This is a genomic window from Peribacillus sp. NPDC055009 (genome assembly GCF_053608705.1).
Genome location: NZ_JBSGVZ010000004.1, coordinates 159,477 through 183,437, shown reverse-complemented (window position 1 = coordinate 183,437; position 23,961 = coordinate 159,477). Strand labels below are relative to the sequence as shown.

Annotated in this window: 26 protein-coding genes and 2 riboswitches; of the genes, 8 read left to right on the top strand and 18 right to left on the bottom strand. The window is 41.3% G+C overall.

The genetic code is table 11. The features are described 5' to 3' along the window. Positions 1-61 precede the first annotated feature (61 nt). Together ACWF5P_RS09160 and ACWF5P_RS09155 are read left to right on the top strand one after the other, a co-directional pair. Entirely contained in the window at positions 62-1,015 is a 954-nt protein-coding gene (locus tag ACWF5P_RS09160) for a DUF1385 domain-containing protein (protein ID WP_434167380.1), read from the top strand. A 137-nt stretch (positions 1,016-1,152) separates the two neighbouring features. Further along, positions 1,153-1,527 carry an SA1362 family protein gene (locus ACWF5P_RS09155; RefSeq protein ID WP_048677789.1) on the top strand — a complete coding sequence of 125 codons (375 nt, stop codon included), beginning with the start codon at positions 1,153-1,155 and terminating at the stop codon, positions 1,525-1,527. 22 nt (positions 1,528-1,549) lie between these two features. On the opposite strand, the gene ACWF5P_RS09150 is transcribed toward ACWF5P_RS09155, so the two are convergent. Both ACWF5P_RS09150 and splB read right to left on the bottom strand, forming a co-directional pair. Then, the gene (locus ACWF5P_RS09150; protein ID WP_434167381.1) at positions 1,550-2,431 is read right to left on the bottom strand and encodes a patatin-like phospholipase family protein; all 882 of its coding nucleotides are present in this window, start codon (positions 2,429-2,431) and stop codon (positions 1,550-1,552) included. 84 nt (positions 2,432-2,515) lie between these two features. Then, positions 2,516-3,541: a spore photoproduct lyase gene (gene splB, locus ACWF5P_RS09145; RefSeq protein ID WP_350299455.1), complete on the bottom strand. Its 1,026-nt coding sequence runs from the start codon at positions 3,539-3,541 to the stop codon at positions 2,516-2,518. A 126-nt stretch (positions 3,542-3,667) separates the two neighbouring features. Here splB and ACWF5P_RS09140 point away from each other — a divergent pair, with 126 nt between their 5' ends. After that, complete coding sequence (locus tag ACWF5P_RS09140; protein WP_434167382.1) at positions 3,668-3,856, top strand: hypothetical protein; 189 nt, start codon at positions 3,668-3,670, stop codon at positions 3,854-3,856. A 150-nt stretch (positions 3,857-4,006) separates the two neighbouring features. On the opposite strand, the gene ACWF5P_RS09135 is transcribed toward ACWF5P_RS09140, so the two are convergent. Further along, positions 4,007-6,577 carry a vitamin B12-dependent ribonucleotide reductase gene (locus ACWF5P_RS09135; protein WP_452444813.1) on the bottom strand — a complete coding sequence of 857 codons (2,571 nt, stop codon included), beginning with the start codon at positions 6,575-6,577 and terminating at the stop codon, positions 4,007-4,009. A gap of 388 nt (positions 6,578-6,965) precedes the next feature. Then, positions 6,966-7,802 carry a lipoate--protein ligase family protein gene (locus tag ACWF5P_RS09130; protein WP_101222546.1) on the bottom strand — a complete coding sequence of 279 codons (837 nt, stop codon included), beginning with the start codon at positions 7,800-7,802 and terminating at the stop codon, positions 6,966-6,968. A 203-nt stretch (positions 7,803-8,005) separates the two neighbouring features. Between ACWF5P_RS09130 and ACWF5P_RS09125 the strand changes: the two genes are divergently transcribed. Continuing rightward, positions 8,006-8,389 carry a rhodanese-like domain-containing protein gene (locus ACWF5P_RS09125; RefSeq protein WP_076365383.1) on the top strand — a complete coding sequence of 128 codons (384 nt, stop codon included), beginning with the start codon at positions 8,006-8,008 and terminating at the stop codon, positions 8,387-8,389. 139 nt (positions 8,390-8,528) lie between these two features. Here ACWF5P_RS09125 and gcvPB read toward each other — a convergent pair whose 3' ends face one another. From gcvPB to gcvT, 3 genes are read right to left on the bottom strand one after another with little or no spacing between them, the layout of a single operon-like run. Next, positions 8,529-9,986: an aminomethyl-transferring glycine dehydrogenase subunit GcvPB gene (gcvPB, locus tag ACWF5P_RS09120; protein WP_101222547.1), complete on the bottom strand. Its 1,458-nt coding sequence runs from the start codon at positions 9,984-9,986 to the stop codon at positions 8,529-8,531. Further along, a complete protein-coding gene (gene gcvPA, locus ACWF5P_RS09115) occupies positions 9,979-11,325 on the bottom strand; it encodes an aminomethyl-transferring glycine dehydrogenase subunit GcvPA (RefSeq protein ID WP_434167383.1) in 1,347 nt (448 codons plus the stop codon). Before gcvPA ends, gcvPB begins: the two co-directional genes overlap by 8 nt. A gap of 17 nt (positions 11,326-11,342) precedes the next feature. Then, positions 11,343-12,449, bottom strand: coding sequence for a glycine cleavage system aminomethyltransferase GcvT (gcvT, locus tag ACWF5P_RS09110; RefSeq protein ID WP_230177007.1), 1,107 nt, complete (start codon positions 12,447-12,449; stop codon positions 11,343-11,345). Positions 12,450-12,587: 138 nt separating this feature from the next. Beyond that, positions 12,588-12,671: riboswitch (glycine riboswitch) on the bottom strand. A 3-nt stretch (positions 12,672-12,674) separates the two neighbouring features. Continuing rightward, positions 12,675-12,762: riboswitch (glycine riboswitch) on the bottom strand. Between the two features lie 376 nt (positions 12,763-13,138). On the opposite strand from gcvT, the gene ACWF5P_RS09105 reads away from it, so the two are divergent. Both ACWF5P_RS09105 and ACWF5P_RS09100 read left to right on the top strand, forming a co-directional pair. Beyond that, entirely contained in the window at positions 13,139-14,827 is a 1,689-nt protein-coding gene (locus tag ACWF5P_RS09105; protein ID WP_101222549.1) for a DEAD/DEAH box helicase, read from the top strand. Then, entirely contained in the window at positions 14,805-15,602 is a 798-nt protein-coding gene (locus ACWF5P_RS09100) for a YqhG family protein (protein WP_230177008.1), read from the top strand. Before ACWF5P_RS09105 ends, ACWF5P_RS09100 begins: the two co-directional genes overlap by 23 nt. A gap of 46 nt (positions 15,603-15,648) precedes the next feature. Here the strand turns inward: ACWF5P_RS09100 and ACWF5P_RS09095 are convergent, their stop codons facing one another. The 9 genes from ACWF5P_RS09095 to ACWF5P_RS09055 form a co-directional block, all read right to left on the bottom strand. Then, a complete protein-coding gene (locus tag ACWF5P_RS09095) occupies positions 15,649-15,834 on the bottom strand; it encodes a YqzE family protein (RefSeq protein WP_063233067.1) in 186 nt (61 codons plus the stop codon). Between the two features lie 107 nt (positions 15,835-15,941). Beyond that, positions 15,942-16,328, bottom strand: coding sequence for a competence type IV pilus minor pilin ComGG (gene comGG / locus ACWF5P_RS09090; RefSeq protein ID WP_452444812.1), 387 nt, complete (start codon positions 16,326-16,328; stop codon positions 15,942-15,944). Next, a complete protein-coding gene (gene comGF / locus ACWF5P_RS09085) occupies positions 16,321-16,803 on the bottom strand; it encodes a competence type IV pilus minor pilin ComGF (RefSeq protein ID WP_101222552.1) in 483 nt (160 codons plus the stop codon). Before comGF ends, comGG begins: the two co-directional genes overlap by 8 nt. Next, positions 16,751-17,089 carry a hypothetical protein gene (locus ACWF5P_RS09080; RefSeq protein ID WP_101222553.1) on the bottom strand — a complete coding sequence of 113 codons (339 nt, stop codon included), beginning with the start codon at positions 17,087-17,089 and terminating at the stop codon, positions 16,751-16,753. Before ACWF5P_RS09080 ends, comGF begins: the two co-directional genes overlap by 53 nt. After that, positions 17,076-17,519, bottom strand: coding sequence for a competence type IV pilus minor pilin ComGD (gene comGD / locus ACWF5P_RS09075; RefSeq protein ID WP_101222554.1), 444 nt, complete (start codon positions 17,517-17,519; stop codon positions 17,076-17,078). Before comGD ends, ACWF5P_RS09080 begins: the two co-directional genes overlap by 14 nt. A 7-nt stretch (positions 17,520-17,526) precedes the next feature. Next, on the bottom strand, positions 17,527-17,838 hold the full coding sequence (gene comGC / locus ACWF5P_RS09070; RefSeq protein ID WP_290370120.1) for a competence type IV pilus major pilin ComGC: 312 nt from the start codon (positions 17,836-17,838) through the stop codon (positions 17,527-17,529). A gap of 76 nt (positions 17,839-17,914) precedes the next feature. Beyond that, complete coding sequence (comGB, locus tag ACWF5P_RS09065; protein WP_434167385.1) at positions 17,915-18,949, bottom strand: competence type IV pilus assembly protein ComGB; 1,035 nt, start codon at positions 18,947-18,949, stop codon at positions 17,915-17,917. Next, positions 18,933-20,018 carry a competence type IV pilus ATPase ComGA gene (comGA, locus tag ACWF5P_RS09060; protein ID WP_434167386.1) on the bottom strand — a complete coding sequence of 362 codons (1,086 nt, stop codon included), beginning with the start codon at positions 20,016-20,018 and terminating at the stop codon, positions 18,933-18,935. The genes comGB and comGA overlap by 17 nt, the downstream gene beginning before the upstream one ends. A 96-nt stretch (positions 20,019-20,114) precedes the next feature. After that, the gene (locus ACWF5P_RS09055; protein WP_101222556.1) at positions 20,115-20,495 is read right to left on the bottom strand and encodes a Spx/MgsR family RNA polymerase-binding regulatory protein; all 381 of its coding nucleotides are present in this window, start codon (positions 20,493-20,495) and stop codon (positions 20,115-20,117) included. Positions 20,496-20,709: 214 nt separating this feature from the next. Between ACWF5P_RS09055 and ACWF5P_RS09050 the strand changes: the two genes are divergently transcribed. Then, positions 20,710-21,411, top strand: coding sequence for a helix-turn-helix domain-containing protein (locus ACWF5P_RS09050; protein WP_434167387.1), 702 nt, complete (start codon positions 20,710-20,712; stop codon positions 21,409-21,411). An 85-nt stretch (positions 21,412-21,496) separates the two neighbouring features. Then, positions 21,497-21,739 (top strand): DUF2626 domain-containing protein, encoded by a 243-nt coding sequence (locus ACWF5P_RS09045; protein ID WP_076365317.1) that lies wholly within the window; start codon positions 21,497-21,499, stop codon positions 21,737-21,739. A gap of 52 nt (positions 21,740-21,791) precedes the next feature. Here the strand turns inward: ACWF5P_RS09045 and ACWF5P_RS09040 are convergent, their stop codons facing one another. Together ACWF5P_RS09040 and ACWF5P_RS09035 are read right to left on the bottom strand one after the other, a co-directional pair. Continuing rightward, positions 21,792-22,892, bottom strand: a complete 1,101-nt coding sequence (locus tag ACWF5P_RS09040; protein WP_434167389.1) for an SAM-dependent methyltransferase — start codon at positions 22,890-22,892, stop codon at positions 21,792-21,794. 298 nt (positions 22,893-23,190) lie between these two features. Continuing rightward, positions 23,191-23,817 (bottom strand): MBL fold metallo-hydrolase, encoded by a 627-nt coding sequence (locus ACWF5P_RS09035; protein WP_101222559.1) that lies wholly within the window; start codon positions 23,815-23,817, stop codon positions 23,191-23,193. Positions 23,818-23,961: the final 144 nt, after the last annotated feature.

The following is a 23,961-nucleotide window of genomic DNA, read 5'->3' as shown; positions in this document are numbered from 1 at the left end:
ATAATAAACATGTTAGCACCCTTGAGAGAGCTACGTGAATAACTATTAGGTTGGTGTAGAAATGTCTGAGGTTCAAAAACCCGTTTACGGAGGGCAGGCTGTTGTGGAAGGCGTCATGTTCGGTGGCAAACATCACACAGTCACTGCGGTACGCCGCAAAGATTCGACGATTGTATATTATCATCTGCCGCGTGAATCGAAACCTGTTGTAAACCGCTTAAAAAAAATACCGTTTCTGCGAGGTATCGTATCACTGATTCAGTCAAGTGCCACCGGTTCGAAACATCTTAACTTTTCAACTGAACAGTATGAAGAAGAAGACGGGGAAAAGCAGGAAGAAAAGAAAAAAGAAACGAAAGACCCATCTAAATTAAGTCTTTGGCTAGGTGTTGCCGTGATCGGTGTGATCTCCTTCCTATTTGGGAAATTGCTTTTCACCTTGATTCCTGTCTTCCTCGCAAAATTGACAGAACCCATTTTCAGTGGCCATACGGCTCAGGTATTAGTGGAAAGCTTGTTCAAGCTGATCTTACTGCTTGTATATATTTATGTAGTTTCCTTGACGCCATTAATCAAGCGGGTCTTTCAGTATCACGGAGCAGAGCATAAGGTGATCAATTGCTTTGAAAGCGGAAAAGAATTGACGGTTGCAAATGTGCAGGCAAGTTCCCGCCTTCATTATCGCTGTGGCAGCAGTTTTATTTTATTTACTGTCATTGTAGGGATGTTTGTCTATCTTCTTGTACCAATTGATCCGCTATGGGTACGTGTCGTCAATCGCATTTTGCTTATCCCCGTCGTGCTTGGCATAGCCTTCGAAGTCTTGCAATTGACTAACAAAGTAAGGGACACTCCCATCCTGCGTTACCTTGGCTATCCCGGCCTTTGGCTTCAGTTATTGACAACCAAAGCCCCGACAGATGATCAAGTCGAAGTCGCATTAGCCTCATTCCAAGAACTGTTGAGGATGGAAAAAGAGACCAAAAAAGGTTTAGAATCGGATGTAATTGTGTAAAACATCTATACACATTTTGATTATGAAAAATCATATACTAAACTAAGGGAATGACCTTCATTTTTTCAAATATTTTACATGAAGAATGTTTAAAATAAGCTGAAAATGCTTATGATGCTCTTAAGGAGGTGTCTTTGTTGAAACGTTTCATATCTTTCATGATATACGGAATCATCGCCCTCGGAGTCCTCGGACTATTGAGCCGACTATTTAATGACCCGATTGGCTTTTTTAGAAACATTCTCATAATAGCCATTGTCGCAGGGATTATTTATATGATTTATACCGGATTAACAAAGGGAAAACCAGTTAAGAAAGAGCAGCAAGCATTCCGAAAGGCTGCCCGCCAATCGAAAAAAAGGCTAAAAAACCGAACTTCGAAAAAAGATAATGTGGCTAGCTTCTCTGCAGCAAAATCATCCAAGAAAATAAAATGGAGAAAGAAAACGGATAGTCACTTAACCGTTATCGAAGGGAAAAAGAATAAAAAGAAAAATCGGGCTTCTTTTTAAGAGCCCGATTTTTTATTTATAATCAATAAGTCCATTTTTTTAGGAATTCTTTCGTGCACTGCCTTCCCCGATTCATCAATTCACCCTTTTGTTCATCATTCAGATTGAAATCCATTGCAGAAACTCCCTTCATCGGGATAAATACAATATTATGGACGTGTTTCTTGGAGATATATCGTGCATCATGGGAATCTTTCATCGTTTTGAATAGTGCGGAAAATAATTCAACCGCATTATCCACCTCATGCGGTTTCCATATCTCATCGACACTCAGCCGCAAGCCTATGACCGGCCGTTCCTTCCTTACATGATCTGAATTGAATAACCACATAGGAAAATTGCTTAAAACACCTCCATCAACAAAAAGGAACTTGCTTTTTCCGACATCGAGTTTGACTGGCTCAAAGAAATAAGGAATGCTACAACTCATTCTTACTGCCTTTGCAACTGGAAAAGTGATCGGATCAATGCCATAGTTCGGTAGATCATCAGGCAGAACCACCAATTTCCCATTTGTGATGTCAGAGGTTATGATACGAAGGGATTTCGGTCGAACATCCTTAAAGGTGACTACATTCCTTTCGGCAAGTTTACTCGCAACCCAACCTTCCAATGCATCGCCTTTATAAAGGCCAAGTCTCCAGTATACAAGAAGCCATTTGGCAAGCGGGATAGGCAAAAGACCACGCCTTTTATCCAGCAGGCCGCTTAAATCTATATCAATAAATAGCTTTTCCATTTCTTTTCCGGTGTACCCAGCTGCCACGAAAGCTGCAATTATGGATCCTGCACTTGTACCTGCTGTCCGATGGAATACAAATCCCCGTTCTTCTAATTCCTGCAGGGCTCCCACTAAACCATAGCCTTTAATCCCGCCTCCGGAAAAAACGCCGTCAATAATCATAGCTGCCCTCCCCTAATCCGGTCTTTACATTTCTAAGCAGGATTAGAGGGATTTATGACAGTTTTGAATAGAAAATTACCTTCATCAGGTAAAATACTGAATTTCCGCTTTCGGGAAAAATTCAGCGATATACCCACGAATGGTCGTTTCCAGTTCTGCGGCTTCTTCGGTTTGGTAAACATATTTACCAATGCCATATCGGCCCCATTTATATTTACGCTTCGTTTCGTCCAGTTCCAATTTTGTTTTCGGGTAGTTTTTTTGAATCACTTTTTTTGCTGGACCAGTGAACCGATGCTGGATTAATTCAAAAGTCAAATCCGGTATATCCACTCCTTTTAACGCCTCACTCAATCGTTCGAATAATTCGTGATAGCCCTCCTTCCATGCTTCATGACGATATATTGGAGCTACGATAAAACCCAGGGGATATCCGGCACCTGCCACTTTGCGTGCCGCTTCCATCCGTTCTTCGAAGCTCGAAGTCCCGGGTTCGAAATTCTTTATCACAAAACGCGAATTTATACTGAACCGAAATCTCGTTTTTCCATTATGTTCAGCATCCAACAGATGGTCGACATGATGAAATTTAGTTACGAACCTTAAAACCCCATATTCACTTTTGCCAAAATATTCTATGGCCCTTTTTAAAGAATGTGTCAAATGGTCAATTCCGACAATGTCCGATGTACAGGCTGCCTCAAAACGTGTGATTTCAGGCTTTCTCTCATTTATATATTTTTCGGCTGCCTCGAAAATCTCGTCAAGATTCACATATGTCCGAATATATGGTTTCGATCCGAGTGTCGTCTGTAAATAGCAATAGTGACAGTGCCCCATACACCCTGTAGCAAGAGGGATGGCATATTCAGCAGATGGCTTTGAGGAATCGAATTTCAATGTTTTTCTTATTCCTACCACAAGCGTCGATTTGGCGACGCGATATTTTTGCAAATCGTTTTCCCCAGGAAGGTCCCTAATTTGGTTATGGGATGTGGTCTCCCGGATTTCAATGTTCAAATCTTCGAATTTCTTCTTCAATTCCCGGCCAAGAGGGTATTCCAGTGCCCTGGGCTCTATATACACTAATTGTGGCATAAATGGTTTCATTCCGTTCTCCATTCTGTTCATACTTTTAATCGAACTACACAATCTAATTCATAAGGATAGTTTTTCTTAATTCTGTTATCATCATGATTGTTTTTACTTGGAAATTCAAAATGAAGGAGATGCCATATGGCTAATAAAAAACGAGATTTCTTGACAAATGGAACGGGGAAACAAGCGATCACCGTCCAAACAGATAATAAATATCCAAATCCAAGGAATATACCTGGAGACTCGGTCGATGAATTTTCGGTATTGAAAGATGGAAACCAATATCTAGCCGAGAAGGAAATAAGGCAGCAAAATGAAAATGGTTGATTGAACGCAAAAAGAAGACCGAATTTACGATGATTCGGTCTTCTCTATTGGTTTGTAATTGAACAGACGGTAACTAACAAACATTTAAGACACTAAAAAAGCCGTTAAGATAGGCTTTGCAGCATACTTAACGGCTTCCCTTACATCAGCTTATAGCCCGCATTTTAATTGTGCTCCGCAATTCGTGCAAGTATTGCATCCGCCCATTTCCTGGACTTCGCCTTTACGGCACACCGGACAAGTGTTGCCCACTTCCGACCCAATCGTAACGTTAGTCGAACGCAGTTCATTTATCGTATCGACCAATACGACTTTTTTCTTTACTTCCACATCTGTCAATTCATCCATTTCAAGCTGCTCGTCCATTTGGTTTTCTTCCGCTTTGAGCGTAAGAACCTGACTGTCACGGCTGCCATCCACATATACAGTACCGCCTTTTGCTCCGCCTTTGTATAGACGTTCATATACTTTTGCAACTTGTTCGACAGTATATCCTTTTGGAGCATTTACCGTTTTACTGATCGAGCTGTCAATCCAGCGTTGAATGATGCATTGAACATCAGCATGTGCTTCTGGAGCTAATTCCATAGCGGAAATGAACCATTTTGGAAGCTCTTCTGTATCGGCTTCTGGATGACGGTCCAAGTATTCCTGTACAATGTCAGCCTTAACTTCAATGAATTTACCAAGACGGCCGCTGCGGAAATACGTGAAGGAGAAATATGGTTCAAGACCTGTTGATACCCCGACCATAGTTCCTGTGCTTCCTGTAGGAGCAACTGTCAATAAATGAGAGTTACGGATGCCATGTGCAGCAACACTTTCCCTGATATCTTCAGGCATTTTTTCCATAAATCCGGTTTGTGTGAAACGTGTTCTAAGCTCATCGGTTTCTTTGTCCGTTGACCCGATCAGGAACGGGAAACTGCCTTTTTCTTTAGCAAGTTCCACGGAAGCCCTGTAAGCTGTCGTCGCAATCGTTTCAAACACCTTGTCAACCAGGATATTTCCTTCTTCAGAGCCATATTCCGTCTCACAGTAGATCAAAAGGTCATGCAGACCCATTACACCAAGTCCAACCCGTCGCTCGCCCAGTGCCTGTTTTTTGTTTTCTTCCAAGAAATAAGGAGTTGCGTCAATGACATTGTCCTGCATACGCACACCGACTTCGACAGTCTGCTTAAGTTTCTCGAAATTAACGGTTTTGCTTTCTTTATCAGCCATCTCAGCCAGATTGACTGCCGCAAGGTTACATACTGAATATGGGGCCAATGGCTGTTCTCCACAAGGGTTCGTCGCTACGACCTGTTGACCGTATGCTTTGGCATTCGTCATTTCATTAGCATTATCGATAAAGAAAATACCTGGTTCAGCAGAATATGTTGCACAAATATTTATTAAATTCCAAAGCTCTTTAGCGCGGATTTTACGGTAAACACGGACTTTGTGACCCATTTTCTCCCATTCGCGAACATCGCCGACATTATGCCATTCTTCATTGTAAATGGCCATTTCTTCGGCATTATAGCTTTCAACATCAGGAAAACGCAATTCGTATTCCGCATCTTGTTCCGCCGCTTCCATGAATTCCTTAGTCAGGCAAATCGAGATGTTGGCTCCAGTCAGAAAATCAGAATTATGGACACTGTATGTTCCCCCTGTACGGAGCTTTTCCTCTGCATCCCTAATGATTTTCTCGCTGAATCCACCTTGGCCAGGAATCTCCTTATAATTGATGATCCCTTGATACATAGCCGTTTCCTGTTCCGTGTGCGGCGTGAATTTCAATTTATCCGTCGCATATTTCTTGATTGCTTCGTCTTTAGTATTTTCCACTAGGTAACGCAGAATCCTTGGGTTTTGCATTTTAGAAATGATGAACTCTGCAATATCAGGATGCCAATCAGCAAGCATGATCATTTGCGCGCCGCGTCTGCTACCGCCCTGTTCAACAAGATGCGTCAGTTTCGCAATATCGTCAAGCCACGACACAGAACCCGAGGATTTTCCGTTTACGCCTTTTGCCAGAGTGTTTCTTGGACGCAGTGTCGACCCGTTCGTTCCCACTCCGCCGCCGCGGCTCATGATTTCCATCACTTGTTTCCTATGTTCTGAAATACCTTCACGTGAATCCGGTACGAATGGCATTACATAACAGTTGAAATAAGTAACATCCGTATTGGAACCTGCACCATATAATACTCGTCCTGCCGGGACGAAATTAAGGTTCTTTAATTCTTCATAGAATTTATTGAACCATTCCGTTCTCTTTTCTTCCGTGGTTTCCACTGATGCCAATCCCGTTGCATTACGTTTCGCAATTTGTTCATAGTATATTTCAAGCGGCTTTTCGATAATATCCAAAGGACGGTTTACAATTCCCGTCTCCATTTCTTCCGGATTATCCAGAACGCCACGGAACTCTTCATCCACCAAAACCTTCGCTTTTTTGGTTTCCCAATCTATTTCAACGATGTAACCGAGACCCCTTGCCGGGAATTTCGGATCTTCCTTAATCGTCAACACGACGAAATCGCCTGCCGAGAGTGTGATTTTTTCAGTATCCTTAAAAGAATAGCGGTCAAGCATGACTAGACGGGACACTCCCTTATGCGCCATTTTCATATCAGCAGTTACAGGGTGAACCTGGGGAAATAAAGAAATATCCTTATTCAACCTTTCTAGATCAACCTTTAAAGCTTCTTTTATTACAACCGACATAATTCCCTCTCCTTTATATGTTTCAAGATCCGTTCTTGCTGCCGCAAAAATCCTTATGTAACCTTACATGTCCGTTTCGCTTAACAAGTACCCTAAATTTATCATAGCGAAACTCAAAAATCAACATATAGTGTCGCATTAAATATTTCAACTACTATATATTGTGTTTGTTTTGAATAACTTTTAATTTTGTCAAACGATAAATCAATTAATATAGTTAGCAAAAAGGAGGAAAATGTCGATTTACAATAATTTTTCATCAGATTTCAATTAATTTGGACCTTGCTTTTTCCCCATCCCTTTTAGGGCTTATCCCTGCAAGGGATGCGTTATTTGGTCAAACAAATCTGAAAAAACTTTTTTATTATCCACTCTAATTATGCTTCCTCTATCTCATGAAATTCCAATCATCGCTTTCATATTTGCTTTCTGCAATGGACTTCACTTCCAGCAATTGCTTTTCGGTGAGGACGTATGGCTCTAAATCGACCGAAAGTCCTTCGGCAAAACCTTTTTCAAAAGCTTCTTTCGCTTCAGGGATGGTAATCTTTCTCCCTGCAATATCATTTATGGCCACAGCTTTGTTTTTTAGGTTTTTTTGCATTCTCTCTTTAACCCTGTCATTTGAGAATTTAAATACGCTAAAAAGCTTATCATCATCAAGTTCAAGCAAAATGGATCCGTGCTGAAGGATGACGCCTTTTTGCCTGGTTTGAGCGCTGCCAGCGACCTTCCTGCCCTCAACGACCAGTTCATACCAGCTTGGAGCATCAAAGCAAACCGAAGACCTGGGCGATTTTAAAGCCGCTTTTTCCTGATCGGTTCGGGGCACGGCAAAATAAGCATCCAATCCCAGATTCCTGAATCCCATTAATATTCCTTCAGAAATGACACGATATGCTTCAGTAACGGTAGTCGGCATTCCCGGATAGGATTCTGGAACGATTACGCTATAAGTCAATTCATGCTCGTGCAGGACCGCTCGTCCTCCTGTTGGCCTGCGTACAAAACCAAGGCCCTGCCTTTTGACCTCTTCGATATCAATTTCCGCTTCCGCCTTTTGAAAATAACCGATCGACAATGTAGCTGGATCCCAGCCGTAAAAGCGTATGATTGGCGGAATTTCCCCTTTGCTTTGCCAGTTTAACAGAGCTTCGTCCAGTGCCATATTAAAAGCCGGTGAACAATACCCCGAATCTATAAAACCCCATTTATCTTTAGCCATCCTTACCCCTCGTTTCGATAGACTGTTTTTCAATACCCCACAAAAAACTCACATGTAGTAGTTTAACAGACTTTAACACTCTAAAAAAGAAAGTACTATCAAGTCCATGAAGAATTTGATGAAAATTCTTTTTGATTATTGGGTAAAGCAATTATATAATAAAGATTGTCTGTATTCGTTAAGGTAGAAGGGAGTTTTTATGTTTGGAAATATTATATACACTGCTCATCATCTTAGGAGTGGTTATTGCGTATTCACTTTTTAATTGGTACCGCCAGCGTAAAATCGTTAAAACACTAACACAGGACGAATTTATCGCTAACTACAGAAAAGTGCAGCTAATCGATGTGCGGGAACCGAATGATTTCGATAATGGCCATATCTTAGGCGCAAGAAACATCCCTATGACTCAAATGAAAACACGCTTGGTCGAAATTAGGCCGGACAAGCCTGTATATTTGTACGCTCAAAGCGAAATCATCAGCGGCAGAGCTGCAGCCATGCTATACAAAAAGGGCTACAGGGAACTTTTTCACCTAAAGGGCGGTTTCAAAATGTGGACCGGGAAAATCAAAGCAAAGAAATAAGACCCCATCTCCGCATGGGCTCTTTTTAATTCAATAGCTCAAGGAAAAGAAAGTTAACTGCTGGACTTTAATGAAATCTTACATAAACATGAAAAATCCCCGCCGGCAGGCAGGGATTTTTTTCGTATAAGCTATCAATCTAGGCTTGATAACGCAGAACAGGTTTTCTTGCAGCAAGAGTTTCATCAAGCCGCTTTATAACGGTTGTATGCGGAGCTTCCTGAACGATTTCCGGGGTTTCTTCCGCTTCCTTGGCAATCTGGATCATCGCATCGATGAACGCATCCAGCGTTTCTTTTGACTCGGTTTCAGTCGGTTCTATCATCATTCCTTCCTCCACGTTCAACGGGAAGTAAATGGTTGGAGGATGATACCCGAAATCCAGTAATCTTTTGGCTATATCGAGAGTCCTAACCCCCAATTTCTTTTGCCGGCGTCCGCTTAATACGAATTCGTGCTTACAATGACGATTATATGGTAAGTCAAAATAAGGTTCCAACTTGCGCATCATATAATTGGCATTGATGACCGCATTTTCGGTGACGGCTTTAAGGCCATCAGGCCCCATTGAACGAATGTACGTATATGCCCTCACGTTAATCCCGAAATTACCATAATAAGGTTTTACCCTGCCAATGGATTGCGGACGATCATAATCAAGAGCGAATTGCTCACCTTGTTTAATTATAAGAGGTTTAGGCAAGTAAGGAATCAAGTCCGACTTCACACCTACAGGACCAGAACCCGGACCGCCGCCGCCATGCGGACCTGTGAATGTTTTATGGAGATTTAAGTGAACCACATCAAAGCCCATGTCACCCGGGCGTGCTTTTGAAAGGACTGCATTCAGATTGGCTCCGTCATAATAAAGCTTCCCACCTGCATCATGGACAAGTTGTGCCATTTCCAAGATGTTTTCTTCAAATAATCCCAATGTATTGGGGTTCGTCAGCATCAAGGCCGCCGTATCAGGTCCGACAACACGCTTTAAATCTTCAAGGTCGACTAATCCATTTTCATCGGATTTCACTGTAATCGTTTCAAGTCCGGCAACAGTGGCAGAGGCAGGATTCGTACCGTGTGCAGAATCAGGTACAATCACTTTCGTCCGTTCTGTATCGCCATTCGCTTCGTGAAAAGCGCGAATCATCATCAACCCTGTCCACTCACCATGTGCACCTGCTGCAGGCTGTAATGTCACTTGGTCCATCCCGGTGATTTCAGTTAAGTGTTCCTGCAAATCAAATAAGAGTCCCAATGCTCCCTGAACGGTAGCCGGATCTTGATATGGATGGATATGGGCAAAGCCGTTGAAACGTGCCACGTTTTCATTTATTTTCGGATTATATTTCATCGTGCATGAACCCAGCGGATAAAAACCCGAATCCACCCCATGATTCCGTTTGGAGAGTGCTGTATAGTGACGCATGATATCCAGTTCGGACACCTCAGGCAGTTCTGCCTCTTCTTCACGGATGTAGTCGGCAGGAAGAATTTCTTCGAGCGGAATAGTTGCAACATCCATTTCTGGCAGACTGTACCCGATTCGACCGGAAGTACTGATTTCAAAAATGAGTGATTGATCTTGATTATTCATGTTGATCCCCCAATTCCTGCGCAAGTGCATCAATTTCTTCTTTTGTTCTAAGTTCAGTTACCGCAACCAGCATATGGTCTTTCAGCTCAGGATAAACCGTCCCTAAATCAAAGCCGCCGATCATCCCTTTTTCAAAAAGGCTTTTATTGATTTCTGAAAACGAAGCAGGCAGTTTAATGATAAATTCATTGAACGAAGGACCGTCGAATATCACTTCCACCCCTACTGCCATAATTGCTTTTTTCGCATAATGTGCTTTTTGAATATTTTGCACGGCCATTTCCTTGACACCCTTTTTCCCAAGGGCGGTCATTGCAACAGAAGCTGCCAACGCATTCAAAGCTTGATTGGAACAAATGTTGGATGTGGCTTTGTCACGGCGAATGTGCTGTTCACGAGCTTGTAGCGTTAGTACAAATCCCCTTTTACCATTTTCATCCACGGTTTGACCGACGAGTCGGCCCGGAACTTTCCGAACAAGTTTATTAGTAACCGCAAAATATCCACAATGAGGTCCACCGAATGCCGCTGGAATGCCGAATGGCTGAGCATCCCCCGTTACGATATCTGCACCGAGTGCACCAGGGGATGTCAAAGCTCCCAATGCAAGCGGATTACTGGAAACGATAAACATGGATTTGACGCCATGAATGATTTCTTCCATTTCCTTCAATGACTCGATCCGACCAAAAAAGTTCGGATATTGCACGATCACTCCTGCAATGTCCTCATTCGCCAATTCCTTTAAAGCAGCTAAGTCCGTCACACCGTCTTTATAAGGAATTTCGATCACTTCCACGCGTTGCCCTTTCGCATAAGTTTTCACGACTTCTCTTGATTCAGGATGAACGGTTCCTGAAATGAGAATCTTCTTGCGGCGTGTCTGTCCTGAAGCAAGCATGGCTGCTTCAGCCAGCGCTGTCCCGCCGTCATACATGGAGGAGTTAGCCACATCCATGCCCGTCAATTCACATATCATCGTTTGATATTCAAAGATTGCTTGAAGCTCTCCCTGTGAAATTTCAGGCTGATAGGGTGTATAAGCCGTGTAAAATTCAGAACGGGATAGAACATGATCGACGATGACCGGTGCATAATGGTCATAGACACCCGCACCAAGGAAGGAAGCATAGTTTTTAAGATCCGCATTCTTGGCAGCAAGCCTTGATAATTCTTTCATTAATGCTGGTTCCGATTTAGCAGGCTTGATATCATATTCTCCTTGAAAACGAACGCTCTCAGGGATATCATTGAAAAGTTCTTCAGCAGTGGATACCCCTATCGCTTTCAGCATTTCTTGTTTATCTTGCTCTGTCATGGGTAAATAACGATGTTTCATCTAATGACCATTCCCCTCTATTTACGTGGTTTTTTATAAAAAGGTGTTTGTATTATAACGGCTTTCAAACGTTTGGAACGGATCTCCACTTCGACTTCCGCATCCAGCACTGAAAATTCCTTATCGATAAGTACCAAACCCACGTTTTTCTTCAACGTTGGTGATTGGGTACCGGTCGTGACCTCGCCAATGACTTTATCACCGCTGTAGACCTTATACCCATGACGTGGAATGCCACGGTCTATCATTTCAATTCCCACAAGCTTGCGAGGAGCTCCTTTCTCCTTTTGCTCAGCAAGAACGGCTTTCCCGAAAAAATCAACTTCCTTATCGACTTTTACTGCAAAACCAATCCCGGCTTCTATCGGGGTGATGTCTGCTGAAAGCTCCTGCCCATACAACGGCAGTTTCGCTTCAAAACGCAGGGTATCACGAGCACCTAATCCAATCGGCTGAACTCCCTCTTCGTTTCCGGCATCCATAATCGCCTTCCAAAGGGCTGGACCATTTTCACTGTCACTATATATCTCAAAGCCATCCTCACCAGTGTATCCAGTACGGGATACCATCGTGGAGATACCGTTAATCATGACATTTTCCTTGAACTTGAAAAATCCAATTTCACTTAAAGCAGTATTTCCCGATAGTTTTTGTAAAATCTTCTCTGCAGCTGGCCCTTGAAGTGCCAGCTGTGTATAGTCACTAGATACATTCTTGATTTGGACATCTTCCGATAAATGAGCTTGCAGCCAATTGAAATCTTTTTCTGTGTTCGCTGCATTGACCACGAGCAGATAGTCATCCTCAGACCTTTTATACACGATTAGATCATCAACCGTGCCTCCGTTTTCATAACACATGGCGGAATATTGGGCACCGCCCTGTTTCAGCTTTGATATATCATTAGTCAGCATCTTTTGTAAAAAGGAAAGGCTCCCAGGACCCTTAACATCGACTTCACCCATATGGGAAACATCGAATAACCCAGCTTTTGTACGTACGGCTTCATGTTCGTCCTTTATACCCGAAAATTGGACAGGAAGTTCCCAGCCGCCAAAATCAATCGTTTTACCTCCGTATTCACGATAAACCTCAAATAGTGGTGTTCTTTTTAAATCGGTCAAAAAATGACCCCCTTCAGATTTTTTTAAATTAATTGGCTTCATTATCAAAAGCTTCTTGTCATTACGCATCAGATATATCCTGATTCATGATGTGAAAAAAGCACAAAAAAGGACAGAGAAAGCCCGTTTGAGCTTTTTCTCTGTCCTGAAACCTGAAAGTTTACCTATGTAATAGGTTTTCCCCTTTGGTGGCCGTCCCAAAACGGACGGCGCTCTCCAGAGTTGCGTCCAATAAGAGTTCTTTTGCCTGAGAGATTCACTGCTAAGTTTGCTCCTTCGGCGCTACATCCGTAGTCTCTCCCCTTATCTTCACCCGCATATAAATGGTCTACCAATGAAAGGAAGCGAATAAGCCACCAAACATCGGTAAAACCTCTGAGCATCGTGGAATGCATTCTCTGCCAATTCTCCTGAAACCTCAGAAACCGTTTGATTGGTCTCCTTCAGTAATCTTGGATAAATTAGAAGCCTATAGCCCATACTAAGAAAACGCGAACTGCAAAATCGATGTACAAAGATTCTTTGTAGCGTTGGGAAATTGGAATTTTCTAAATATACTTATATCCTACCCTAAGAAACTTATCTCTGCAATATCTTTTGAAGAGAAATATTTTTCTTACTTCACATATGAAATGTTCGGGTTTTGACCTTTTATTAAGGAAAATATGATTTAAGAGGGAGTTATTTCTATGAAAATCAATATATCCTTTAATTCTGAATGGAATGACGAGTTTCTGCAAAAGATGGAAAATGACGGTCCATGGGGAAACTGGGAGCTTTATAAGCTCGCGGTTCAAATGGAGGAAAATCTTATCATCCCTGATTTTGAAGGTTTACAGGCGCCCAAGCACCTTCCGCAGTTAACCCCACTTCCCCATCAATTGGAAGCAGCCAAGCAAGTGGTGGAAAAGATGAATGGAAAGGCCATTTTAGCTGATGAGGTAGGGCTCGGAAAAACAATTGAAGCTGGATTGATCCTAAAAGAGTATATGATTAGGGGCCTTGTAAAAAAAGTTTTGATCCTTGTTCCGGCTTCCCTTGTCACACAATGGGCTTTTGAATTGAATACCAAGTTTCATATACCGGCAGTCGTTCAGAGAAAAAGCTATGTTTGGGACTCCTGTGATGTGGTCATTTCATCCATTGATACAGCGAAACGAGCTCCACATCGAGATATCATTTTCAAGCAGGAATACGACTTCATCATTATTGATGAAGCTCATAAACTTAAAAATAATAAGACGAAGAACTATGAATTCGTCCAAAATCTGAAAAAGAAATTTTGTTTACTCCTGACAGCCACTCCGATTCAAAATAAAGTCGAGGAAATTTTCCACCTCGTTTCGTTATTGAAACCAGGCCACTTGGGAAATGCCTCACTTTTTTCAGAAAAGTATAAAGGGAAAGGCCGGAACATAATTGAAGATGAACACCTAAAGGAACTTGTCAACACTGTCATGATTCGAAACCGGCGGGCCGATACTGGCATTGAATGGACAAAACGGCATGTGGAGACCATCACCATTGAATTTTCTCCAACGGAACAAGCATTGTACGATGCTGTTTCCAAATTCAAACCTATTTCGGATGGTTCTAAAGGAAGCGCCTTTTCGGCTCTCACTCTCCAAAGGGAAGCATGCAGCAGCAGAGAGGCGGTCTTTTATACATTAAAGAATATGAAAAATAAATATGATCAGCCTTCCCCTGACTTTTTGGCAAAGCTTGATGATTTATTTTCTAAAGTGAATGAAACGGTTCAGAACTCAAAGGCTGAAAAAGCTTTGGAACTGATCAAGAAAATTGATGATAAAGTCATTATCTTTACCGAATACCGGGCGACTCAGCTATATCTACAATGGTATCTACAGCAGAATGGAATTTCTTCAGTTCCTTTCCGAGGCGGTTTTAAGCGCGGAAAGAAAGACTGGATGCGAGAATTATTCCAAAAAAATATACAGGTATTGATTGCAACAGAAGCTGGCGGGGAAGGGATAAACCTTCAGTTTTGCCATCACTTGATTAATTTTGACCTGCCATGGAACCCGATGAGGCTCGAACAGAGAATCGGACGGATACACCGCCTTGGTCAGGAAGAAGATGTGATGATTTATAACTTTGCCACGAAAAATACAGTGGAAGAACATATTCTAAAGTTACTATATGAAAAAATAAATTTATTCGAGAAAGTAATCGGCGAATTGGATGATATTCTAACCAAACTGGATATTAACAACATTGAAGAATATTTGATTGATGTAGTCGGTGAATCCAAAACAGAGGGCGAAATGAAAATCAAGATGGATAATTTTTCATCGTTAATCCAATTCGCCCAATCAATGAAGGAAGGTGAGGTTCATGCAGCAACGGGAAATTCATGATTTTTTAATAACTTACTTTAAAGCCAATGATTGTGAAATACTGGATAATGCACCAACCCACCTTACAGTCCAATTGACGATTGATATGGATAAAGAATTAATGAACAGACCCTTTTATTGGCATTATCTAGAAAAAACAGGCGGCGTTCCAAACCCAGCACAGATGACTTTCATTACCGATCCAGAACTAGCTCCATCCGATTTAAAGGGAGAAATGATTCATTTTGGCTCCCCTCGCCTTCACCAGATTATTCAATCTACCAAAAAGCTGGCAGGATATACTAGACTTTTTGAGGATACCCCTCCATCAAAAGGGGGAAATAATCCTTTGTTTCCTTGGCTGACCCTGAATGTGAAAATATCCTATCAATGCGATCGTAAAAAGGATACCTTCATGTCGATCGGTTTGAATTTAATCTCAGGTGAGATCATGGAAAGGTTTCACCATCGGGTTTTACCGATAAAGGTCACCCCCAAAATACCGGATTACTCCTTTACGCTTTCACCGCTCATAATGCCCAAGAGCGGATTGGCAAGACTGGATACATACATCAGGACCAGTTTCGAGGATGATGACCATTCCTGGGCAGAGGAAGCAATGCTTCGCTGGCAGAATGACTTGAATTTATTGGAGCATTTTTACAAGGATATGGAAGAAAAAAGTGAGAGCTATTTTACCGAAAAAGATGCCTTAAAAGCTCAATATGAACCCAACATCCGAATATCCATCATCAACGGAGGGTTATTTTACCTTTCTGATAGGGCATTGGGATAAGTAAGAACAATAAAAAAACAGATGCCCTAAATTCAGGACATCTGTTTTATTTTTTGATATTTTTCCTTACGAACATCGACAAAGCAAAAGGGACAATGCCAAACCAATGGGACATACCATGATTTTTATCCTCTTTTCTGTGACGGCGCTTTTCTTTTCGTTCTTTTTTCGTCAGATTAAAATACTCGACAAGCTGCTGAGTCAGATATTTAATATAAGCGTTTGTAGACATATAAAATAATCACCCTATGCAAAGTATGCCCCGTTTACGCAGCTTTTATTCCTTTGCTTGTTCCCTGAACACGTGTACCTGACTTAAAAGAATGTTGATTTTGCGTATTAAACAGCCTGCTTTTCCAACCATTCTTTCACTTTCCCAGCTTCTTTATCGTATTGAATGATGACCCTTCCCTCGCGGTCATTTTTAGTCGTGGATGTGAACTCGATATAGACATAAGGACCTTCTTCTTTCATTACGGAATACCGCACCACACCATTAGGGTATGAAATTTCCCCCTGGATGATTTTTGGGATCTCTTCGCCCCACTCTGCCGTCACATCCTTGATCGCTAAATGGACAAGATGGTCGGCCACAAGCGATTCTTCCACTTCTTTATAAAATTTTTTAACAATGATAAACTGATCGATCATTAGTATTGTGAACATGATGAAAACACTCGCTACAATCATGACCATCGGGAAAACGACTCCTTTTTGATTATTCATCGACTTTCGTGACATTCCTAAAGAAAGGATGAAATCTTCGACTGAAAGTAGTCCCTGCTTTATCCGTTATATTTATAACAATGACACTGCCATCCTTCTCAACCCGGAATTTCGAAATGTTCTGTAAGATGACCTCATGCCCCATGCCATTCACTCGTCTTCGGACCTTATCTTCATATTGTTCAAACGATGATAATTGTTCATCTGAAAGCATCAAATATAATTTATTTCCCATTACATCCTGAGCTTTGGAACTCCGGACCTCCTGCTTCATTTGCATGGTAAAGACCTCCCACTCTTTAGGATGCAATTTATCAACGGACCCCATCTGGGTGTGAATGATTGAAAAAAGCTGTAGAACAAAAAGGGACGTCGTCATTAATATCATTAAAGAAAAAAGCATTTCGATCATCGTAAAGCCATCATTTTTTCGCAGCATCACAAATGGATTCAAGATTACCCGATTCATCTTCATAACGTACACACCCTTCAATCATCCCCGGGAAATCCCCATTGTCCTTCCAAACCAATTCATAGGATCTTCTTTTGTAAATGATTTCCTGACCAATTGCTTGTATTTCCCCATCCATGAACGCCGTCAATCTTTCATATAATAAATGGTGGGCTTCTGTCCTTACGGCAATATCTTTCCGATGCGTCATTAACTCTTCAAGAATCGGTAAAATGGCAAGTACCAGGAAAATACAAATGGAAAATGCGGCCATCAGCTCAAGGTAAACGTAACCTTTACAATTTCTCAATCCTGAACCTCCCTTTACCGATATTGAGGACCAATTTGTACATTCCTTTTGACGTGTCAATCATAATCGTTCCGGCTTTTGAAGCATTTCCATACTGATTAAAATGGAAGCTAAACCCCAAAGTGCCACTTAAAAACTGAATATCCTTTGGTATACTCCTCTCTAGAACGATCCCTTCCTTATAAGATGACACGGTATAAACCTTTTTGGCATTATTAATATGAAGGTAGATCAAGCTCTCGTGACTGATGGCATACTGCTGTGCATAGAAGATATCTTCATGGAATTGAGAAAGAAATAGCCTATTTTCCATGCCTTTAGTGAAGCTAGGATATAGATTAGGACCGATGGAAATCAGTAGTACAAAAATAACGAGGACAATAAGGGTTTCAGATAATGTATACCCCCCATTGGACTGCCGTATATTCACTTCCCTCCTACTCAACGACCGTTATCTTTCCTTTACTATCCAAACTAATATCATCCCCATTAGGACAGGATGTCTGTTTGAGATAGCCTTGACTTTCCAATTCACCGATACTTCCGGGCAGTTTAGCATTATCAATCTCATAAGCCTGTACCTGTGCTTGGGCCATCTTCACGAATGCTTCACAACCTTTGGACTGAATCGTAGATTGGTTCTTTGTGATATTGGGGATTGTTATAATCAAAAGGATGGAAATTACCAGTAAAACAATAAGCATTTCAATTAGTGTAAACCCACGTTCATTCATCACGTTCTTCAACATATCCATCATGCTCCTGAACCACCTGAATACTAGATGGCTTCGAGCATTTTCACCTCCGGAATACAATAATAAAATCCTATATACTTTCGAGCAGTGAGAACATCGGCAGCAAAACCGCCAAATAAATGGACACGATCAACAGACCTATCAGTGAAAACATGAGAGGCTGAATGATTTTTAAGATTGCATTCATTCTCTCTTCAATTTTCTCCAGTATAAAACGACTGTAATGAAGTAGCTCCGCATCAAGTCTGCCATATTTTTGACCATTTGCAGCGACCACCGGCAAATTACCATCAAAATATGGAAGCTCCCGAAAAATCAATTCAAGTGATCTGCCCTCAATCAGATCATCCTTAATGATATTGCATAGTTTTTGGTAAAAGGGCTGCTGTTGGTTTATCGAGAATAATTTAATGCTATCGTTAATCGATAGCCCTCCGGAGAGTAAGCCACTTAATTGGCTTGCAAAAAAATAAGTTTCGTATAATTTGATGAAGTTCCCGAATATCGGAATTCTCATCAAAATCCTCCGCTGCCTTAATGGGCACAATCCGTTAAACCAAAATCGTTTGAGTACATACAAGAATAGGAGCAATCCGAGTAAAAAGAAGGGGAGTGCTGGAAGAATGAATGTGGAAGCTGATATTAATCTCAAGAGTGTATGATGATCGACATCCATCGTGAAATAGATTGTCTGGAATTTAGGAAGGAGAACACTCTGAAGAATATAAAAAACAATACCTACAAAAAAGACTAAGAACACAGGATACACCATTAACTTTTTTACTTTATCCATATCTTCGGTTCTTTTCTTCCAATATCGCCCTCCTTCCACCAACGCCCGTTCCAGGTCGCCGTATTGTTCTCCATAAAATATATAACTTACAAGCTGCGGATGAAAATTCAGATGGGTCAGCACCAAGTGCAGCGGGAAACCGTTCCTTAAATCGGCTTTAGCCTGAGTGAAGTCTTCCGCTTTCTTCTTTGATTCCTGAAATTCAAGAAAATGCAGAGCCTCCGCCAAGGGATAACCATGCTTCAATAATTCACCTAGCTTCGAAATAAAAACCGCCTGCTCTTTTACCCGCCATTTACTTTTTGGTTTCATGGTATACCAGCCGTTCATATTCCTCTGAATCCACATAGCCCATCGCAACCGCTTTTCCAATTTCATCCTTCAATTGGCGGTAGCTGACCGTTGCCATTCCTTTTTCATCTCTCATTATCCTGAGAACCTCAGCCAGGCTTTTTCCATAGAGCAATTCATATACACTGGCCCTTTTATTCCTGGCAGTCATCTTGCAAGCAAAAGTACAGTCCCCTTTACATGGAAGACATCGCAATTCAACCAGCCGCTGTGCTGTCACGCCAATCAAGCTCTGTTCAACCTCAAGCAAGCTGACACCAAATTCCAGTAACCTGGAGATGGCGCCCTTGGCATCCCTTGTATGCATGGTTGTAAGTATCAAATGACCGGTTAATGCGGCACGCACTGCAATTTTGGCAGTTTCTGCATCCCTGACTTCCCCAACCATGATCACGTCGGGGTCGTGCCTCAGGACAGCTTTTAGACCGACAGAATACGTAATGCCCGCCTTTTCATTGATTTGGACTTGCAGTACCTTTTCGGATACATTTTCAATGGGATCTTCAAGTGTAATGATATTTCGATTGATCATTTCGTAGGCATGGTGAAGCAGGGAATATAATGTCGTGGTTTTTCCACTGCCAGTCGGACCGGTAAATATGAGCATGCCATGGGAATGCTTCAGAAGTGCAATCAATTTTTTGACGGTATTTGGAAATAAGGATAACTGTTCGAGAGGAAGGATATTCTGTTGGGGTATTAAGCGGATGACCAAACTTTCGAGATGGGCAGTGGGTAAAGTGGAAAGGCGGAGCCCGACAACCTGGTTAGCCAAATTAATGGTGAGGGCACCACTCTGGGGCCTCCTTTTCTCCCCTATATCCATCGAGGCAAGGAACTTCAAATGAGCGATCAGCCTTTCAGCTTCAAAGAATGATAATGTTTCCTGGGGTACAAGCTTATTGTCTATCCTGAATTGGATGAGAGGTCCCTCCCTCCGAAAAAAAATGTGGATATCCGATGCAGATTCCTGAATGGCACGGGTTAATATTTTTTCTGCGGTCTTTTCAATCGATATCAATTCATTCATCACCTCCTATATTTCTTGTTGTAAGGATTCGACAATCCACGACAAATTCCTGCACCAGAATAAAAAAAATTCCCGAAAAGAACTTCGAGAATCATCTTACATGCTCACTTTCAATTCAAGCCTTTGGGAAACCAAATTTCTTAAAGCGTCTACATTATGACCTATCACCAGCTTTTCCCCGTCCATGAGGATGGGTCTTCTTAATAACTTCGGTTCTTTTGTTAATAATTGGATGACATCAGAAAGCATCATTTCGTCAATATTAACTTGTAAGTCTTTGTAAGCTTCACTTCTTGTTGCCAAGACTTCATCAAGTCCTTCCGTTGTCAATTCAAGTATTCTTTTTAACTCTGCTGCAGTTGGAGTTTCTCTGAATAAATGCCGTTCATCGAAGGAAACATGATTGGCCCTTAACCATTTTTTTGTTTTTCGGCAAGATGTACAACTTGGGTACGAAAAGAAAGTTAACTGTGCCATACTAATCACTCCCCGTTCACATTTTGTATACAATTATAATATATATAATGATTGTATAACATTTGTACAATGGATGTATATTTTTTTGCATTATAAAACAGTTTAAATTGTGAACTTTTTTTAAACTAAAGGGAGTTAGCGCTTTCTATTATTCCATTTTTTTCTGCCTGCATTATAATGAACATAGGTAAACTATGGAATACAGGAGGGTGTAATGGAACAAACGTTAAAAATAACAAACGTGTTAGCAGATCCCACCAGATATTATATATATCAGCATATTGTGAAAAAACATGGCGATGTTTCGGTACAGCAAATTGCCGATTCTTTTAACATCCATCCAAATGTTGCACGTTTACATTTGTCAAAACTTGAAGATATCGAAATGTTGACCTCGGATGCCCGAAGGACGGGTAAAGGCGGTCGCCCGAGCCGGCTTTATCGATTATCTGATAAAGTCATTCAGCTTCACTTTCCATATAGGAACTATCAGCTGCTTTCCAGGATTGCAATTCAGACGATGATGACATTAGGGGAACATGGAAAACAGGCTCTTTATGAAACGGGAAAAGGCTACGGGGAGGAACTGATAAAGCAGCAACTAGCCCTGAACTCGAAGTCGATCGATCGAATTGCTTTTGAGGAAAAAGTCAGCATGCTTAAAAATGCGGCTACCATCGCAGGGTTATCTCCTGAAATACAAGCAAGCGAAGAAGAAAATAAAATATACTTTCGTATCTTCAATTGCCCGTTTAAGGAAGTTACTGAAGTGGAGCCAGGGACAATCTGCTCCATGCACAATTCATTTTTAGAAGGTATGTTCGAAGCCTTGTTTGATAATGTCAATATTGTGGAATTAGAAAACATGATGTCCAATTGTACAGCATGCTCATACCAGGCTTCGGTTCTCACATAGAAACAAAAGGCATCCTTTACATTACCTTACAATTTCATTTATAATTATTTAGAATGTACACGACTAGACATAAGGAGGGATTCGGATGGAACGCATGTTCAGAGTATGTGGATTTTGGACAGGAATTATGGCAATTTTCTTTTATCTTGGCCATATGCATCAAACGTCTTTGCTTTTCTTTGCACAAACGATCTTTTTTGTTCTTTTAAGTTATTTGAAATTATCTGAGCGCATGTATATTTATGTTTTCGGCGCCTATCTTACCGTTTTCTTTGCAGGATTTTCCTACTGGAGCGTATTTATGATGACTCCTGGTACTGCGCATTAAGAACAAGCAATATTACATAACCCATGAATTTTGATTCATGGGTTTTTACTTGTCACCATTCAGGAAAGATCCTTACATCGTCTGCTAAATTCTTCGATTGAAGCAACACTTTGAAATGTTCACTAAATCCCCCTGGAACGATTAGCCCGCGAATTGCACGATTACGCTTCGCCGTTTTCGAGAATGGATCAGTTCCTTGATGGTCCCTCAATTCCTCTAATATTCCTGCCTTAAGCAAGAATTCATTTTGAGGAAAAAGCCCATGATTGGAAAGATCCTTTCTTTTTCCAATCTCGATTAATGTGTCAAAATGGATATGTGTCGTCAGATCCATATCACCAGGATACATAAGTGGATCTTTAATCATTTGGTGCTCATAATAGCCCCTCAAGCTCCCTTGAAGATGAGCTGGCTCCTTCCATTCCCTTTCGGTATAGCCATAATCAATTGTAAGGAGTATACCCGATTCAATACAGGAAACGATCTTCTCATATTCACGGACCATTTTTAACGGAACTTCATATCGTTGTCTTTCATTTAAGGTGATAGTTCGTTCTGTAAGGTAAGATAGAATGTCAGGGTTGTCCAAAGGTTCCCTCATCTCTACAAAATCTCCTTCCTTTTCAGTGACGAAAACCTCAACGAGGGCTCCCTTATACTTTTCGATCACATGTACAGGCAACGCGTCGAAAAGTTCATTTGAAAAGAGGATACCATTTACCTTCGTCCATTTTTCCAAACTGGCAGCAGAAACTGCCTGTTTGAACATCCCTATACGTTCTTGCTGAAGCCTTCTATGAAATGGACTTTCATCCACAAGGATATAAGTCAAAGAGTCCCATATCTGCGGTTCCAATTCCTTCATGGAAACGAGGATATCATAAGCGAGCTTACCATCACCTGCGCCGACCTCGATGATTTTTGGTGAAACTCCGCAGCTTTTTATTAAATAAACGAACCATCTGGCCAGAGATCTCCCAAATGCATCCCCAACATTGCCAGACGTATAAAAATCCCCTCTGGAGCCAATCTTCTTTTTTTCGCGTACATAGTAGCCTATATTGGGCGCATATAAAACAGCTTCCATATAGTCATGATAGGAAATTCTTTTTTGGGGGCTTCCTGCAATCAATTCCTTTAAGTGATTTTTCAACACAATGCCTCCGTCTCCATGATCTTCAATCATATGAAAATTAAATGTTCCTTTTCTTTACAAAACACATAAGTTCACAAAATGTTCAATTTTTTCATCTTACAGTCATAAGCGTGCCATCATTACAAAATGAATGTTTTCGACAAATCTTAGTTCAAAGCTGAATCAAAGTCATGCATACAAGGCAAGGCCCCTGTTTTTATATTCAGTATAGTTCTGGAAATGCCCCATTTCAATATTCTTACATAATTAAGAACTTTTTAAAAAAACAGGTGCCATACGGCACCTGCAAAGGTCATTATCTCAAAAAGGGATTAGTATTCTTTTCATCCAGAATGGTCGTGACAGGCCCATGTCCAGGAAATACGATCGTATCATCAGAAAGTGACAGCAGCTTCGTTTCAATGCTATTTAACAGCACTGCCTCGCTTCCGCCTATTAAATCGGTTCTGCCTACGCTTCCTTGGAACAAGACGTCCCCTGAAAATAGGAGCCGTTGCTCTTTGGCATAATACGAAACGCTCCCTGGTGAGTGTCCGGGAGTTTCGAATACTTCGAAAGTGAATCCCCCAATAGTAAGTTCTTGCTCATTTGCGAGGAAGTGATCGGCAGGCTTCATGCGCATTGGATTTTCCGGGAACCAGTTTTGAGAACCATTCAATGCGGGATCAAGTAGCCACTTGGCCTCTTTTTCATGAATATATGCAGGTATCCCATAATGTTCCCGAATAGCATCAAGAGCACCGATATGGTCAAAATGTGCATGTGTCAATAAAATCGCCAAAGGCTTTAAATTTTTTGTTTGTATGTACTGTATGATTTTCTGCGGCTCTTCACCCGGATCGAAAATGATGCAATCCTGTCCATCGGAAACTACATAACAATTCGTTTGCAGCGGGCCTAGAGGTATTTGTGTCCATTTCATTTCCATCAGCTCCAATATGATTTTCTATCTTCATCTTACACTAATTAGGCTGCTAATGTTAATCCAGTTTACTCAAGTCATAGAAGTGTCACCTATTAAACCTCGACAAATAATTGAAAAAATATTAAGATATTAACAAATGCA